The organism is Kribbella sp. CA-294648, from assembly GCF_050943845.1.
GTDB lineage: Bacteria > Actinomycetota > Actinomycetes > Propionibacteriales > Kribbellaceae > Kribbella.
On record NZ_CP191981.1, the window covers coordinates 7,248,392 to 7,263,484 of the forward strand.

Below are 15,093 nucleotides of genomic sequence, written 5' to 3' on the forward strand. Positions count from 1 at the left end.
GCTCAGGGACGCGGCGCCGCGATCAGGGCGGTCGTCTCCGAGGGCAGCTCGGCCACCTGTTCGACGTCCAGACCGGCCCGGTTCAGCAACTCCGTGAACCTCTCCAGCGTGCGGCCGCGGCCGCCGGCCGTCATCAGCAGGTGCAGGTCCCACAGCGCGGGAAGCACGGTGGACTTCTCGTCCACGACCAGACGATCGATGACCAGCAGCCGCGACGAGGAGTCCGCCATCGCCCGGCGGACGTTCTCGAAGACTCCGACGACCGCGTCGTCGTCCCAGCCGGCCAGTACCCGGCAGGTGAGATAGACGTCCCCGCCCGCCGGTACGTCGACGAACATGTCGCCGCCGACCAGCTCCACCCGATCAAGCCCCACTGTGGCGGCCAGGTGCGCGCGCGCCGCGGGCATCATGTGTTCGCGGTCGAAGAGCGTGCCCCGGGCATCCGGTGCCGCGCCCAGGATCGAGGCGAGCAGGTGACCGCCCCCGCCGCCGACGTCCACGACCGACTTGCCGGAGAAGTCGAAGATCTCCGGCACCTGGTGGAAGAACATGTTCCCGGCGTTCATCGCGTGCTGGAACCGCTGGGCGGTGTCCTTGTCCTGCCCGAGATACGCGTAGAACGACATCCCGTACGCCGCTTCGAAACCCGAGCTGGCCGTGCTGATCGCCTGGTGAGCGTGACCCCAGGCGGTGTAGAACTCCTCGCCGTAGAGCAGGCACATGTCGCGGAGAGACTGAGGACCTTCGAGAAGTGCCGCGCTGACAGCGGTGTTCCGGTACCCGGTGGACTCACTGCCCTCGAAGACGCCCATGGCCACCAGCAGCCGCATCAGGCGGTGAATCCCTTCCTGGCTCGCCCCGGTCGCTTCGGCCAGTTCGCCGCCGGTGGTCCGGCCGGCCTCGATCTGGTCGGGCAGGCCGAGTTTCACCGCGGTGTAAAGGGCCTGTGCCCGCCATCCACCGGTGATGATCTCGACCACATTCCGAGTTGCCTGTCCATCCGCTGTCATTCCGTGCCCTCCCGAGAAAGTTTTCCGACCGTGGGACCGCAGTAGGGTCCACTCATGAACTGCCAATCGCCCACAGAAAAAGGTCCGACGGGATGACCGCTGACGAGGGGCTGTTCGAGTTGCCGTCGCCCGAGGCCGCGCCCGCGGAGACGGTGCCGGCCACCGCGCCGCTGGCAGCGCGGATGCGGCCGCGTTCGCTCGACGAGGTCGTCGGCCAGTCGCATCTGCTGCGTCCGGGCGCGCCACTGCGGCGGCTGGTGGACGGCGGCGCGGCCTCGTCGGTCGTGCTCTACGGCCCACCCGGCACCGGCAAGACCACGATCGCGCGGCTGCTCGCCACCGCCGAGACCCGGCACTTCGTCGCCCTCTCGGCGTTGTCCAGCGGCGTCAAGGAGGTCCGCGACGTGATCAGCGACGCGCGTCGTCGTCGCGACCAGCACGGTCAGCAGACCGTGCTGTTCATCGACGAGGTGCATCGCTTCTCCAAGACCCAGCAGGACGCACTGCTCGGAGCCGTGGAAGACCGGGTCGTACTGCTCGTCGCGGCGACCACAGAGAACCCGTCGTTCTCGGTCGTGTCGCCGCTGCTGTCGCGGTCGCTGGTGTTGCAGCTCGAGCCGCTCACCGAGGACGAGGTCCGCGAACTGCTCCGCCGGGCGATCGCGGATCCGCGCGGCCTCGACGGTTCGGTCTCGCTGGAGCCTGATGCCGAGGATGCCCTGGTGCGCCTCTCGGCCGGCGATGCCCGGCGCGCGCTGACCGCGCTGGAAGCAAGCGCTGACGGCCTGGCCGACACGGGCGGGTCGTTGATCGACGTACCGGCTGTGGAGCGGACCATCACCGAGGTCAGCGTGCGCTACGACCGGCAGGGCGACCAGCACTACGACGTCATCAGCGCGTTCATCAAGTCGATCCGCGGCTCGGACCCGGACGCCGCGCTGCACTACCTGGCCCGGATGCTGGTGGCCGGTGAGGACCCGCGGTTCGTCGCCCGGCGGCTGATGGTGCATGCCAGTGAGGACATCGGGCTGGCCGACCCGACCGCGCTGCAGGCCGCCGTCGCCGCGGCCCAGACCGTCGAGCTGATCGGGATGCCCGAGGCCCGGCTGGCGTTGGCACAGGCCACCGTGCACCTGGCCACGGCGCCGAAGTCGAACACCGTGATCGTCGGGATCGACGAGGCGATGGCCGATGTCCGCAACGGTGCGGTCGGTGCGGTGCCCGCCCATCTGCGGCAGGGCCGCTACACGGGCGCCAAGGAACTGGGCAACGCGGTCGGCTACCGCTACCCCCATCGGGTGCCCGAAGGTGTCCTGGAGCAGCAGTACCCGCCGGACGAGCTGGTGGGGAAGGACTACTACCGCCCCACGCAGCACGGCGTGGAACGCACCCTGCGCGAGCGCCTGGCGAAACTCCGCCGCGCAGTACGCGGCGAATAGCAGGTGGTGTCCGTCCGTTGCCCGGGGAGCTACGCCCACAGCGTTCCCCGGGCGACGACGACAGCGTTCCCGCCCACCTCGACCGACTCGACCCGTTCCGGCGTACCGATGGCCAGCGATCGCATCGTCGACGGACGGCCGATCTCGACCCCCTGAAGGATCTCGATCCGTTCCCCGAACGGTGCCAGGCCGTGCCGGCCAAGGTGTACCGCGAGCGAGCCGGCGGCCGTACCTGTGGCGGCATCCTCCACTACGCCGTACGCCGGTGAGAACATCCGCAACCGCCACTGCGTGCCTGAACCAGCGAAGCAGTTGGCCGCCATGTCGGGAAGCCTGGCGAGAATCCGCTGGTCCGGCTCGACCTTGGAGAGCGCGTCGACACTGTCCAGCCCGACGAACACGTGCCGAGGCCCGTTGTTGTAGACCTCGACCGGCGAAGTGGACGCCGCCAGACCGAGCCCGGCGAGCAACTCGTCCGCGCGGTCATACGGCTCCCAGGTCGGGATCGGTTGCCACATGCGCGCCGCGCCGACCCGGCCGTCGCTGTCCCGTTCGAGATCGAACGGCACGGTGCCCATCGCGGTCTCCATCCGGATCCGCTCCGCCGTCGTCGATTCGCCGAGCACGATCGCGGTACCGAGGGTCGGATGCCCGGCGAACGGCAACTCGTTCACCGGCGTGAAGATCCGGACCCGCACGTCACCGTCCTGCTCCGCGGGGAGGACGAAAACGGTCTCCGACAGGTGCATCTCCTGCGCGATCTGCTGCATGCGCCCGGCCGGGAGACCGGCCGCGTCGACAAAGACCGCGACCGGGTTGCCTTCCAGCGGGACGTCGGTGAAGACGTCGGCCACCACGTACTCATAGCTACCCATGGGGTTCCGCTCTCACAGTTCTTCGGTGGACAGGTCAGTGCGTGTCGAACAAGGCCTGGTAGCGGGCGACTGCCTCCGCTGTGGCTGCCCGCTCGTCGTCCGTCGGACTGAACGGATCCTTGGCAGGAGGCAGTGCGCCGAGTTTGAGCAGGGCCGCCATCAGCAGGATGCGCGCCTTGGTCGCGGTGAGGTTGCTTCCGGCAACGAACGCCGGATCGGTCCGGTAGGCCATCCCGCCGGTGTTGCCGCGGCCGACCCGGACCACCGGCTGGCCGGCGAAGACGGCGACACTCAGCGCCGCGTTCTTCGCCGGGTCGGCCATCGCGAACGGCGACATGCCTTCGCAGACGAATCCGGCCAGCGCCGCTGTCGCCAGATTGGCGTTGATCCGGGCAACGATCTCCACCTCGTCGTCGGCGCTGGGCAGGCCGTCGGCCTGGGGCGCCGCGAAGCGCCCGTACTTCGTGATCGTGACCTGCGGCATGGCGGAGGGGACAATCCCCTCGGCGTCCTTGGTCGCAACGTCCACCACCGATACGCCGGTCGCCAGGCTCCCGGCGACGCCGGGAACCTCCTTGGGGAGCACGGTGAGGCGAAGGTCCGAGGAGTGCGTGTGACGACGGGTGGGGAGGTAAGTGAGCTGAGGCGGTCCGTAACCGCCCATGTCAGCAACGATTCCGCCATGCCCGCCGGTGACTTCGTAACCTCCTGGCCGGGCGTCGACCTTGGTCACGTCCCGGGCCGCGTAGACGAGTTCGTCGACGATCACGCAGGCACCGACGCGGTCTTCGCCACGGTCGTCGAGGGCGACGCCCGACACGATGTACTTCACGCCGTCCACCACGTTGCGGTCGCCGTCGGCGCTCAAGGACTGGTGCCGGCGTTGAGCAGCGTGCCCGACGATCGGCACTGTCGTGTCGATCACCAGCCCGAGCCAGTACAAGGTCTCCTCGACGGTCGGACTCCCCTCGAGCCATTGCAGGCCGGCGAATTCTCCGCCGTCGAGGACGGACTGGACCTGGTTGGTCGCTTGGGCCAAGTGCGTCAGACCGGGCTCGGTCTGCAAGTGGTACGGGTAGTAGGCGAAGAAGTCCTGCCCGAGGCGCTCGGCACCGGGTCCGGCGGTGTAGCCGCCCGATGGGGCGGCGCGGAAGAAGTCGAAGTCGGCGACCGACCACAACGCGGCCGGATTGCCGTGGTCAGCGAGGCCGAACCGCTCGATCTCCTCGTACAGGCGGCTGGCATCGGGATAGAACGTCTGCCGAGCGGCTGCCGGTGCGGCGTACGGCGTTGCCGCCGTCTCTTCCCAAGCCGACCCGTTCGCCTGTCTGGCCATGTAGGGAAGGGGATAGAGACCGTCGTCGGGATGGAGTTCGACGACGTACACCGGGGTCGCGTCATCGGACGGCTGCTCCGGGTGGAACGTACCGGCTTTGTCGAGCCAGCCATCCGGAGCGGCGTACAGGTCGGCCGCATCTTCTTCGAGGGGATGCGCGCTGAACGCTTCGATGTACACCGTCACCGGTGCCGCGAGCCGCTGAGGGCGGAGGTCGTCGAAGCGAGCGGGGATCAGCGGGAGACCGTGCCGCGCGCGAGCCTTGTTCGAGGTGACCAGGTCCGGTGCGTTCAGAATCGTCGCCGTCGGACCGGCGAACACCGCGATCCGCGGTCGCGGCGCGCCGGCCGGCGGGGTCCCGGTCATCACAGCGGCCGCAGGTGCTCGAGCGAGACCCGGTGCAGTTGGCTGAACTGCCGGGCGATCAGCGATCGGTGACAGGCCTCCGGGTCGCGCTCGACACAGAACAGCGCCGTGGCCCGATCGCTCGACAACGCCGATCCGATCGGCGCGAGATCGGCGAGGTCGAGGATCTCGGTGATGTAGCGACGGGTGTACTCGGCGGCGAGTTCGCGCCGCGAGCGCTTGCCGACGCCGTTGCGGTCGTCCTCGGCGTACTGGAGTTGCCGCAGTTCGGTGGTCGGGGCGAGCTCGCGGTGGTGCTCGTAGGCGATCCCGGCCTCGGCGAGGGCGGCCTGCAACCGCAGTGAGTTCGCCCAGGCATAGTCGGGTCCGCGGACGCCACGGCGCTGACGTACGTCGAGCAGCAGCCCGACGTTCGCCTGCTGCAGTCGTTGCAGGAAAGACTCGCCGTCGAAACCGTAGACGCCGATTGTTGCCAGTTTGAGCATCGCAATCCCCACCTGCCTGCTGGCTTGTCAGTCCCTAGGTAGGGATTCCACCGCGATTGATCGTCGGTACTTCGATGTTCAGCGCGCGCAACTGCTGGAACGGGTTCATGAACTCGCGCTGCTGCTTGATCTTGCCGTTCTCCAGCAGGAACGAGTGGATGAAGTGGTTCTGGTAGTGGCCGGGCGGATAGGCCGGGTAGAGGATCTGCCCCTCGCCGTCACACTCGACCCAGAACCGGTTGGGATCCTGGGTCTCGAAGATCTCCACGTTCTTCCATTCCCAGTCGGGGAACATCCGCAGCGACCACTCGCCGTGGGCCTTGAGCTTCTCGTGCCCCTGGGAGTTGATCGGTTCACCGGTGTCGCTGGTCCACAGGCCGGCGCCGCCGTCCTCGGTGAACAGGAGGTACCGGGTCAGGCGGTTCTCGCCCTTGCGGGTCATGTAGTCCTCGACCACGGCACGGTTCCGGAGCCGTAGCTCGGCGTCGGTACCGAATCCCGCGGACTGCGTTGTGGTGTCGACCATCTCGAATCTCCTTCGATCCATGACGTGGCGGTGGGTGGGGGGCCACCAGCCGGCCGGGGCGGAGGCCCCGGCCGAACGGCGGCGGTGTCCTAGGACTTCGCGGCGACGGCTTCGACCTCGAACAGGATGTCCGGCGCGGCCAGGCCGGCCACCCCGATGACGGTCTGGGTGGGAGGCGTCGCGCCGCCTCCGGCCACCGCCTGGCCGATGATCCCGAGCTTCTCGAAGTCCGGGCTCACCACGTACGTCCGGAGCTGGACGACATCGCTGAGGTCCAGCCCGTGGGCGGCCAGGGCGACGCCCAGGTTGCTGAACGCCTGCTTCACCTGGTCGGCGAACTCGGGCGAGGTGACCCGGCCGTCCGGGCCCGAGCCGTACTGGCCCGAGACGAAGACCAGTTCCGCGCCGGCCGGGACAGCGGCGGTGTGGCTGTAGCCGAACGGGACCGGGTTGTGCAGGCCGTCCGGGTTGATGGTGGTGTGTGCCATGAAGTACCTCTCTTGATGCTTTGATGGGTTGGTAATCAGCCGATCGCGGAGAGTAGCCGCGAGCGGCGGGTCAGCCTAGCCGGAGCTCGGGGCGGTAGATGTCCAGCCAGGTGCTCAGATCGAGCACTCGCTCGATGCCGTTGCGGACGTCGATCGGCATCGTGGCCGAGTCGCGCCGGGTGATGTCGAGCAGCCATTTCCGGTCGACGAGCTCGAAGACGCGGTCGTCGGTCGCGAGCAGTTCGTCGGCCTGCTGCAGCAACGCGCCGGTGTACCGCGGATCGAGCGTGGCCGGGTACGGCGCCTTCGTCCGGTTCTGGATCGACTCGGGCAGCAGATCGGCCGTGGCGGCGCGGAGCAGGCTCTTCTCCTTGCCGTCGAAGGTCTTCATCGACCACGGCGTGTTGTAGACATACTCCACCAGCCGGTGGTCGCAGAACGGCACCCGGACCTCCAGCCCGACAGCCATGCTGATCCGGTCCTTGCGTTCCAGCAGCATCCGGACGAACCGGGTCAGGTGCAGGTGGCACATCACCCGCATCCGCGTCTCGTGCGCGCTCTCACCGTCGAGCGGCTCGACCTCGGCCACCGCATCGGCGTACCGGTCGGCGATGTAGCCGGGCAGGTCGAGGGCGGCGGTGATGTCGGCGTTGAACCGATCGGACACCTGGGCCCGCGCGCCACTGACGAAGACGGCCATCCAGGGGAAGGTGTTCGCGGCCTGGACCTCGGGCTGGTGGAACCACCGGTAGCCGCCGAAGACCTCGTCGGCGGACTCCCCGGACAGGGCCACCGTGGAGTGCTCGCGGATGGCCTTGAACAGCAGGTACAGCGAGGCGTCCATGTCACCGAGACTGAGCGGACTGTCCCGTGCCGTGATCACCGCGCGGCGGACCGCGGGATCGGCGATGTCGGCATGGTCGAGCAGGATGTCCTGGTGCTGCGTGCCGGCGTACTCGGCCAGCTCGTGCGCGAACGGGGTGTCGATCGTGGAGCGCAGGTCGTCGGCGACGAAGTCGTCCGACCGGCCGACGAAGTCCACCGAGAAGCTGCGCACCTTCTCGCCCTTCTTCGCCAGCTGGTCGGCGGCGATCGCGGTGATCACGCTGGAGTCCAGCCCACCGGACAGCAGCGTGCAGCGCGGTACGTCGGAGATCATCTGACGGGTGACGATGTCCTCGAGCAGCGAGCGCACATTCTCGACGGTGGTCTGCTGGTCGTCGGTGTGAGCGCGCGTCGGCAGGCTCCAGTAGCGGCGTTCCCGCAGGCCGTTGCGGTCGACGATGACCACGCCACCCGGTACCACCTCGTGCATGCCACACCACACCGCACTCCCCGGCGTCTGGGTGAAGCTGACCAGCTCGCGGAGACCGTCGAGGTCCACGGCGCGGTCCGCCAGCGCGTTGGCGAGAATCGCCTTCGGCTCGGAGCCGAACAGCACGCCGTCGGCGGTGCTGCTGTAGTAGAGCGGCTTGACGCCCAGCCGGTCGCGGATCAGCACCAGCTTCTCGACCCTGGCGTCCCAGATGGCGAAGGCGAACATGCCGTTGAGTCGTTCGGCCAGCGCTTCGTCCCACTCCAGGTAGCCGTGCAGCACCACCTCGGTGTCACTGCGGGTCTGGAACCGGTGGCCCCGGCTGACCAACTCGCTGCGCAGCTCCTCGAAGTTGTAGACCTCGCCGCTGTAGGTGAGCGCCACCGCCCCGTCGTCGGTGTGCACCTCCATCGGCTGCGTGCCGCCTTCGATGTCGATGACTGCCAACCGCCGGTGGCCCAACGCGGCATGCTGAGCGAACCAGCCGCCTTCGGCGTCCGGTCCCCGGCAGGCCATCGTCGCCGTCATCGCGTCCAGGTCCGGGCGGTGCCGGGTCAGATCCCGGTCGAAGGAGACCCAGCCAGTGATTCCACACATCGCTTTACCTTCTTTACGTCTCGAGTCCGCTGGGCGGCGTGCCGGTCAGGGTTGGAGGCGCTCACTGCGCCAGCCGGGGTCGGCGCGCTCGTAGCGCAACCTCGGATAGAGATGGTCCGGTGCGGTTTGCCAGAACTCGACCGACGCCGGCTCGAGCAGATAGCCCAGCCAGGTGGCCGGGCGCCGCAACTGCGGGCCTTCGCGACCGAGCTCCAGGGCCCGCGCCCGCAGCGCGTCCTCGTCCAGCAGCGGCGCGCTTTGCCGCGTTGCCACCGACATGCCGAGCGCACTAACCGGGCGCGCGGCCCACAGGGCGTCGGACTCCCCCTCGGGCAACGGACGGGTCGGGCCGCTCACGATCACTTGCCGGTTGACTTCACGCCAGTACCAGACGCCGGATGCCCAGCCTGTCGCGGCCAGGTCCCGGCCCTTGCGGCTCCCGGCGTGGCTGGCGAACACCAGCCCGGTGTCGCGGATCTCGAGCACCGACACCATCCGGGTCGAGGCACGACCGTCGGCATCGGCGGTGGCCAGCGCGAGCGGGGCGGGCTTGTTGACGCCGGCCGCGACCGCGTCGTCGTACCAGGCCCGGACCAGTCCCATCGGTTCAGGGGGCGGCGCGGAGAACTCGGTGGATACCGCGGGCTCGGTCGATGCGCTCATGACGACGCCCCGATCGGCTCGAAGGCCAGGCCGCGACCGGAGTGGACGCCTTCGACGACGGCCTCGACCTCGGTCGCCATCCGGTGGGTCGGCGCGGATCCGATCAGTTCGGTGGCCCGGTTCGGCGGCAGCGGCGCGGCCGGATCGGGGCTGGTCTCCCACAGCATCACCGCGCCCCAGCGGTTGGTCTCCCGGTCGGAGATCCAGAACTTCAGCCGCAGTCCCTGCACCTGCGCCCACGGTTCCACGCCCTCTTCCCGCAGGTGGGCGCGGAGGGTGTCGATGGTCTGGCCGGTACCGGCCAGGTCCCACCAGGCGATGGTGGCCTTCATGCGTTCAGCACCTCCTCGGTCTCGGTCAGCCGGGTCAGCATCGAGGTCAGAATCCGTTCCGCGTCCTGGGTGAGCACCGATTCGAGGTGGAACTGCACCGAGCTGAACTGAGGGCCGCGCAGGGCGTGCACCTCACCCGTGGCGGCGTCCAGGCTGATCCGCACCTCGCCCACACCGGGACAGTCGAGGTCCTCCGCTCCGGACCAACCCACGTAGGAGTTGTAGAAGCCGACTCGTTCCCGCGAGCCGAACAAGTCGATCTCCCGCTGGGTGCCCTGGTTCGGGATGTTCCGGCGCATCAACTTGATCCCGAGGTACTGGCAGAGCAGCTGATGGCTCAGACACACGGCCAGGAAGGGGATTCGCCGCTCCAGGAGCTGCTCGATCGCCGCCGTGACCTGGGCCATCCTCGGCAGTCCGGACTCCCGCGGATCACCCGGACCGGGGCCCAGGACGACCAGGTCGTGATCGTCGAAGGAATAGGGCTCGTCGAAGCGGACGAGCTGCACGGTCAGCCCGATGGCACGCAACTGATGGGCCAGCATCGAGCTGAAGTTGTCCTCGGCATCGATGATCAGCGCCCGGCGGCCGGTCAGCTCGGGCCGCGGCCGGCTCCTCGAGTCGGGATCGGCGAGCCAGAACCGCGCGAACGTCGCGTTGCGCCGCCGCAGAGCTTCCTGGACCATCGGGTGCTGATCGAGCCGCTCGGTGGCGGGCGGCGCCGCGACCCGAGCCGTTGCGTTACCGCCAGTCTCGGTGACGCCCAGCGCCGCGAGTACGCCGGCTGCCTTGGTACGGGTCTCGGCGACCTCCGCATCGGGGTCGGAGTGCCGCACCAGGGTTGCGCCCACCCCGACCTCGACGTGACCTCTGTCGTCGAGGTCTGAGCTGCGGATGTCGGCGGTCCGGATGAGGATGGCGGAGTCCAGGGTCCGGGCACCGCCGGCATCGCGGCCGATGAGGGCCGCCACGCCCCCGTAGTACCCGCGGCCGCGCGGCTCGTAGCGGGCGATCATCCGGCAGGCGTTCTCGAGCGGGCTGCCGGTCACCGTCGGGGCGAACATCGTTTCCCGCAGGATGTCCCGCGGATCGAGGTCGCTCCGCCCCTCGATGAAGTACTCGGTGTGCGCGAGCCAGGCCATCTCCCGCAGGAACGGGCCCACCACCCGGCCGCCACCCTGGCAGACGCGGGCCATCATCTTCAGCTCCTCGTCCAGGACCATCGACAACTCGTCGGTCTCCTTGCCGTCGGCAAGGAACTTCATGACGCCGGACAGGTCCGGGCCGGTCGGCGGGTAGCGGTAGGTGCCGCTGATCGGGTTCATCGTCGCGACGCCGTCCCGCAGGCTGACGTGGCGCTCCGGGGTGGCGCCGACGAAGGTCCGGGTACCGGTGTGGACGAGGAAGGTCCAGTAGGCGCCGGTCTCCCGGGTGAGCAACCGGCGGAACAAGCTCAGCGCGCTGCGGGTGGAGTAGCCGGTGATGGTGGTGACGAAGGCCCGCTTGATCACGAAGTTCGAGCCTTCTCCGGTACCGATCTCGTTCTCCAGTACCGCGCGAACTGTGTCCGCATACGCGTCGTCCTCGGTGTCGAAACGCCCGCCGGCCAAGGTGATCGCCTCGTCGGGCAGGCGGCACATCGCCTCGGAGATGGCGACCTGCCCCTGGTCGGTCACCGACATCGCGAGCAGCGGTGAGCCGTCCGCGGCGGCGGCGAAGCCACGCTCGCTGATCTGCTGGTGCGGCACCAGGACGAGCGTTTCCTGCCGAGCCTCACTCCGGCCGCCGCCCTGGCCGTTATGGCCGTTGTGGCCGTTGTGGCCGGCCTGGCCGGCCTGGCCGGTGTGGCCGTTCTGGCCGGTGTGGCCGTTGTGGCCGGCCGGGCTGGTCAGCGGGATGTCGGCGAGCCGGGCCGGGGTGCTGACCTGGCCGAGCAGGATCTCCAGCCGGTCCGCACCCAGTGCCTCAGGGCGGTGCAACAAGGCGAAGGCCCCCGGATCGGCGCCCAGCACGTGGTCGAACAACTCCGACGGGTTCATCGGAAAACCTCCTCGGTGGTGGTGACCACCGAGCAGCGGGCCGCCGCGTAGTCCAGCGCCAGCCGGTGGTACTCGGCGGAGAAGTCGCCCAACGCGTCGGCGACCAGGAACGACTGGATGTCGTTGGTAAAGGCCTCGAGTGCCGTCACCAGCACCCCGATATGCGCGTACACCCCACAGACGATCAGCTGGTCACGGCCCTGGTCGCGCAGCTGCGCCAGCAGATCCGAGCGGAAGAACGCGCTGTAGCGCCACTTGGTGAGGACCCGGTCCTCCGGCCGGGGTGCGAGTTCGTCGATGATCTGACGATCGCGGGGGTCCACCTTCATGCCCGGACCCCAGAAGTCCTTGAGCAGGCCGCGGTCCTGTTCGGTCATGCCCCCTGGCTGAGCGGTGTAGAACACCGGGACGCCCAGCGCGGCGCTGCGCTCCCGCAGCTGCACGCAGTGGCGCACCAGCGGGTCACGGACCTCCGGCGGGAACGGTGCCAGGAAGTAGCGCTGCATGTCGTGCACGAGCAGCACCGCGCGGCTCGGGTCGACGGCCCACTGCGCAGTACTGGTGGGCAGTTCGCCCATCGTCGGCAGCGGGTACGCCGTGATCGGTGCTAGGCCGGGCACAGTTCCTCCCCGGGCCGCGTCATCAGCTGCGTCTGCCAGGCCGAGACCACCGCTATCGTCTGGCGGGGGTTGAGCCGTGGGTCGCAGAGCGTCGTGTACCTCTCACCGATCCGGTCGGTGCCGTGCTGGGTGTCGACACATTCGGTCACGTGATCAGGCGTGGTCTCGAGGTGCATTCCACCCGGTACTCCGCCGGCCGAGCGCACGGCGAGCTGGAACGCGGTGACCTCCCGGATGATCGTCTCCACGACCCGGGTCTTGCGACCCTCGGCGGTGAGCACGGTGTTGGCGTGCATCGGGTCGACCAGCCAGATCACCGGGTGCCCGGCGGCGTGCACCGCCCGGACCAACGGCGGCAGCAGTTCCGTGACGGCGTCAGCACCCATCCGGGCGATCAAGGTCAGCCGGCCCGGCTCCCGTCCGGGGTCGAGCCGCGCGCACAGGGCGAGCAGTTCGGCGACCTCCATCCGCGGCCCGACCTTGCAGGCCAGCGGATTGATCACCTGAGCCAGCAGCGCGACGTGCGCGCCCTCGAGCTGGCGGGTCCGCTCGCCGATCCAGGGCCAGTGGGTTGAGGTGAGCGCGAGCCGGCCCGCCCGGTCCCGGCGCAGCAGCGGAGTCTCGTAGTCGAGCAGCAAAGCCTCGTGGCTGGTCCACACGTCCGGATCGATCCGCGCCAGCGGGGTCGGGGCGAGGTGGGCCATCACCTGGCTCGCCGCGTGGTAGCCCGCCAGCAGGCGCCGGGGATCAGGTCGCCGCGCTTCCAGGGCCGGCTCCGGACCATTGACCAGGTGTCCCCGGTACACCGGAATCTCGACGCCATCGACCCACTCGGTGGGCGCCGACCGTGGCTTGGCGTACTGGCCCGCGATCCGGCCCACCCGCACGACCGGTTGATGAGTGGTGGCGCTCATGACGCCGGCAAGCACGGTGAGAAGTCCTGCCTTGCGGCCGATGTCAGCTGCGGTGGATTCCGCGGGATCCTCCGCGCAGTCACCTGCCTGCACGACCTGCGCCTGTCCGGCGGCAACTCCGGCGAGCAGACTCCGGAGCCGGGCCAGGGAGTCGGTCTCCACGAGCGGAGGAAGGCCCGAGAGCACATCCCGGACCTGCGCAACCTCTGCTGGGTCTTCCCACTGAGGCTGCTGCCAGGCAGCCGGGGCTTGCGAAACTTCGAGCGAGGTGCCGTTCAAGTTTGCTCCAAACCTCAGACATGTGGGCAACTCGCGTCCGCGCATCGACCCGCGGCCCGGCACCGCCGGCCGATGGCCGGGGCGCGGACCGCATGGTGGCAGGAGTTCCCCCGGAATGCGTGATTTTGGGTAGGGCGGATCAGACCTTCTGTGCCCCCGGCCGATTTCCGGTCAAGGACAAAGAAGGTCGAATCGCCGAGATCAACCGATCAGCTGTGCGGCGGGTACGGATTGTCCTGGAGATACAGCCAGGTGCCGTCCGGCTGCTGGCGGACGATGTCGCAGAAATTCCCGGTGAATTTCTCCCGGGTGCCGTCCGGCGCGGTCTGCTCCAGGGTGTAGTCACCCATGATACTTGCGGTGCGGTTCACCAGCGTCCCATTCGGTCCGGGCTGGCCTCCGTTGATCAAGGTCTGCAGTGGATTGACGATGAGCACCGGATCCGACTTGAACCATTCGATGTACATCGCCCGGATCGCCGGCCGGCCCTTGGAAATCGTTCCGTCCCAATTGACCACGGCCGCCGTGGGCTCATGGAGCGCGATGATTCCGTTCAGGTCCTTGGCCACGATCCGCTCGCCCAGGAGTTGCAGCAACCGGGCCGGCGTACCGGCGGTGGCGGTGGCGTTGGCTTCCGCGCTGGCCAGCGTCGCGCTGAGATCCCTTACTGGCACTGGGGTTCCGCCGGTCCGCCGGCGGGCGCCTTTGACCGCGGATTCGCTGTGGGTGCCGTGTCCGGCGTGTGGATCCGCAGCCGCTCCGGCCGGCGGGTCATTGGGCGCTTCGGCCTGGCCGTACGCGGAATTGATGACGGTGGCGCCCGCCACCAAAAAGACGGCGGTGGCGATCGACAATGTCGGGATGATTTTCTTCATGGCCCCCCCGGGCATAGAGGTGGCGGCCAGGGAAATGAGTTGCCTCACTGCGACTCAATTCCCTGGTCGCCATCGAAGTGTGATGCGACCTTAACACTTCGGAGGTTCCATCCGTCAAGGATTCAAAATCCAACCGATTGGTGGCTTCCCGGTGAACTCCACCACCCCCTGCACCCCTGCCCGGTTATCATCGCGCGAACCAGCGATCAACATATCCGGGCCGATATCCAGGCTCGTCAAAACGTCTGGACATTGCCTGCCTATTGTGCGCAGGCGCATTTCAACGATGGTAATGGCCGGGAAATTCCGCTCCGTTTTCACCGGTCTGGAGAGGAAATCCCCGCGGCAGAGCGGCGGCGGGCCGGTCACACCGGCCCACCGCCCGAACTCCGTGGTCGATCAGGAGTGCTACTGCGTGATGTTGAACATCCAGGAGATCCCGAACTGGTCCACCAGCGCGCCGGCCTCGTCGCCCCACACCTGCTTCTCCAGCGGCATCGTCACGGTGCCGCCGGCGGAGAGTTTCTCGAAGTGGTCCCGGAGCTCGGCGTCGTCGCCGCCGAGGTAGATCGCGACGTTGTTGCCCGGCTGGTAGGGCATCCCCTCCGGCACGTCGAAGGCGTTCAGCGTGTAGCCGGCCGGGGACTCGAGCTTGGCGTGCATGATCAGGCCGGCGTGCGGGGCGTCCGCCGGGGCGGCACCGAAGTCCGCCAGCGTGCCCAGTTCCAGCTTGCCGCCCAGAACCTCCTGGTAGAACTCCATCGCCTGTCGCGCGTTGCCGTTGTAGCTGATGTAGGGGTTGAGCTGAGAGCCCACCGAGTACTCCTTCAGGTAGTGACTTGAGAACGGCTAGTACCGTGGCAGCGGACACCGACGGTCGTCCGGACCAGGGCAGCACTCGACCACCGAAGTCCGGTCCCCCGTGGCACTGCCT

General features: G+C 68.6%; 16 protein-coding genes. 1 reads left to right on the plus strand and 15 read right to left on the minus strand.

Features of this window, described 5'->3' with window-relative positions:
• Positions 1–2 precede the first annotated feature (2 nt).
• Positions 3–1,010: a methyltransferase gene (locus ACQPYM_RS34405; protein WP_433008989.1), complete on the minus strand. Its 1,008-nt coding sequence runs from the start codon at positions 1,008–1,010 to the stop codon at positions 3–5.
• A 92-nt stretch (positions 1,011–1,102) separates the two neighbouring features.
• Between ACQPYM_RS34405 and ACQPYM_RS34410 the strand changes: the two genes are divergently transcribed.
• Positions 1,103–2,449 (plus strand): replication-associated recombination protein A, encoded by a 1,347-nt coding sequence (locus ACQPYM_RS34410; RefSeq protein ID WP_433008992.1) that lies wholly within the window; start codon positions 1,103–1,105, stop codon positions 2,447–2,449.
• A 29-nt stretch (positions 2,450–2,478) separates the two neighbouring features.
• Here ACQPYM_RS34410 and ACQPYM_RS34415 read toward each other — a convergent pair whose 3' ends face one another.
• The 14 genes from ACQPYM_RS34415 to ACQPYM_RS34480 form a co-directional block, all read right to left on the minus strand.
• Positions 2,479–3,324, minus strand: coding sequence for a PhzF family phenazine biosynthesis protein (locus tag ACQPYM_RS34415; protein ID WP_433008994.1), 846 nt, complete (start codon positions 3,322–3,324; stop codon positions 2,479–2,481).
• A 34-nt stretch (positions 3,325–3,358) separates the two neighbouring features.
• Positions 3,359–5,026 (minus strand): asparaginase domain-containing protein, encoded by a 1,668-nt coding sequence (locus tag ACQPYM_RS34420; protein WP_433008997.1) that lies wholly within the window; start codon positions 5,024–5,026, stop codon positions 3,359–3,361.
• Complete coding sequence (locus ACQPYM_RS34425; RefSeq protein WP_433009000.1) at positions 5,026–5,511, minus strand: DUF488 family protein, N3 subclade; 486 nt, start codon at positions 5,509–5,511, stop codon at positions 5,026–5,028. The genes ACQPYM_RS34420 and ACQPYM_RS34425 overlap by 1 nt, the downstream gene beginning before the upstream one ends.
• Before the next feature lie 34 nt (positions 5,512–5,545).
• Positions 5,546–6,037 carry a PhzA/PhzB family protein gene (locus ACQPYM_RS34430; protein WP_433009003.1) on the minus strand — a complete coding sequence of 164 codons (492 nt, stop codon included), beginning with the start codon at positions 6,035–6,037 and terminating at the stop codon, positions 5,546–5,548.
• Between the two features lie 89 nt (positions 6,038–6,126).
• Positions 6,127–6,525, minus strand: a complete 399-nt coding sequence (locus tag ACQPYM_RS34435; protein ID WP_433009006.1) for a RidA family protein — start codon at positions 6,523–6,525, stop codon at positions 6,127–6,129.
• A gap of 70 nt (positions 6,526–6,595) precedes the next feature.
• Positions 6,596–8,437, minus strand: a complete 1,842-nt coding sequence (gene asnB / locus ACQPYM_RS34440) for an asparagine synthase (glutamine-hydrolyzing) (protein ID WP_433009009.1) — start codon at positions 8,435–8,437, stop codon at positions 6,596–6,598.
• A gap of 45 nt (positions 8,438–8,482) precedes the next feature.
• Positions 8,483–9,100, minus strand: a complete 618-nt coding sequence (locus ACQPYM_RS34445) for a pyridoxal 5'-phosphate synthase (RefSeq protein ID WP_433009012.1) — start codon at positions 9,098–9,100, stop codon at positions 8,483–8,485.
• Positions 9,097–9,432 (minus strand): hypothetical protein, encoded by a 336-nt coding sequence (locus tag ACQPYM_RS34450; protein ID WP_433009015.1) that lies wholly within the window; start codon positions 9,430–9,432, stop codon positions 9,097–9,099. Before ACQPYM_RS34450 ends, ACQPYM_RS34445 begins: the two co-directional genes overlap by 4 nt.
• Positions 9,429–11,471: an anthranilate synthase family protein gene (locus tag ACQPYM_RS34455; protein WP_433009018.1), complete on the minus strand. Its 2,043-nt coding sequence runs from the start codon at positions 11,469–11,471 to the stop codon at positions 9,429–9,431. The genes ACQPYM_RS34450 and ACQPYM_RS34455 overlap by 4 nt, the downstream gene beginning before the upstream one ends.
• Positions 11,468–12,091: an isochorismatase family protein gene (locus ACQPYM_RS34460; protein ID WP_433009021.1), complete on the minus strand. Its 624-nt coding sequence runs from the start codon at positions 12,089–12,091 to the stop codon at positions 11,468–11,470. Before ACQPYM_RS34460 ends, ACQPYM_RS34455 begins: the two co-directional genes overlap by 4 nt.
• On the minus strand, positions 12,079–13,329 hold the full coding sequence (locus tag ACQPYM_RS34465) for a 3-deoxy-7-phosphoheptulonate synthase (RefSeq protein ID WP_433009024.1): 1,251 nt from the start codon (positions 13,327–13,329) through the stop codon (positions 12,079–12,081). The genes ACQPYM_RS34460 and ACQPYM_RS34465 overlap by 13 nt, the downstream gene beginning before the upstream one ends.
• 164 nt (positions 13,330–13,493) lie before the next feature.
• Complete coding sequence (locus ACQPYM_RS34470; protein ID WP_433009027.1) at positions 13,494–14,207, minus strand: YybH family protein; 714 nt, start codon at positions 14,205–14,207, stop codon at positions 13,494–13,496.
• 66 nt (positions 14,208–14,273) lie between these two features.
• Positions 14,274–14,528 (minus strand): hypothetical protein, encoded by a 255-nt coding sequence (locus ACQPYM_RS34475; protein ID WP_433009030.1) that lies wholly within the window; start codon positions 14,526–14,528, stop codon positions 14,274–14,276.
• A 39-nt stretch (positions 14,529–14,567) separates the two neighbouring features.
• Positions 14,568–14,975, minus strand: a complete 408-nt coding sequence (locus tag ACQPYM_RS34480) for a VOC family protein (RefSeq protein ID WP_433009033.1) — start codon at positions 14,973–14,975, stop codon at positions 14,568–14,570.
• Positions 14,976–15,093: the final 118 nt, after the last annotated feature.

Bases quoted from the DNA above. Each gene is read 5' to 3' on its own strand.
- ACQPYM_RS34455 (WP_433009018.1), bottom strand. From the start codon at position 11,471: ATGAACCCGTCGGAGTTGTTCGACCACGTGCTGGGCGCCGATCCGGGG.
- ACQPYM_RS34435 (WP_433009006.1), bottom strand. From the start codon at position 6,525: ATGGCACACACCACCATCAACCCGGACGGCCTGCACAACCCGGTCCCG.
- ACQPYM_RS34410 (WP_433008992.1), top strand. From the start codon at position 1,103: ATGACCGCTGACGAGGGGCTGTTCGAGTTGCCGTCGCCCGAGGCCGCG.
- ACQPYM_RS34430 (WP_433009003.1), bottom strand. From the start codon at position 6,037: ATGGTCGACACCACAACGCAGTCCGCGGGATTCGGTACCGACGCCGAG.
- ACQPYM_RS34415 (WP_433008994.1), bottom strand. From the start codon at position 3,324: ATGGGTAGCTATGAGTACGTGGTGGCCGACGTCTTCACCGACGTCCCG.
- ACQPYM_RS34445 (WP_433009012.1), bottom strand. From the start codon at position 9,100: ATGAGCGCATCGACCGAGCCCGCGGTATCCACCGAGTTCTCCGCGCCG.
- ACQPYM_RS34425 (WP_433009000.1), bottom strand. From the start codon at position 5,511: ATGCTCAAACTGGCAACAATCGGCGTCTACGGTTTCGACGGCGAGTCT.
- ACQPYM_RS34420 (WP_433008997.1), bottom strand. From the start codon at position 5,026: ATGACCGGGACCCCGCCGGCCGGCGCGCCGCGACCGCGGATCGCGGTG.
- ACQPYM_RS34450 (WP_433009015.1), bottom strand. From the start codon at position 9,432: ATGAAGGCCACCATCGCCTGGTGGGACCTGGCCGGTACCGGCCAGACC.
- asnB (WP_433009009.1), bottom strand. From the start codon at position 8,437: ATGTGTGGAATCACTGGCTGGGTCTCCTTCGACCGGGATCTGACCCGG.
- ACQPYM_RS34465 (WP_433009024.1), bottom strand. From the start codon at position 13,329: ATGCGCGGACGCGAGTTGCCCACATGTCTGAGGTTTGGAGCAAACTTG.
- ACQPYM_RS34405 (WP_433008989.1), bottom strand. From the start codon at position 1,010: ATGACAGCGGATGGACAGGCAACTCGGAATGTGGTCGAGATCATCACC.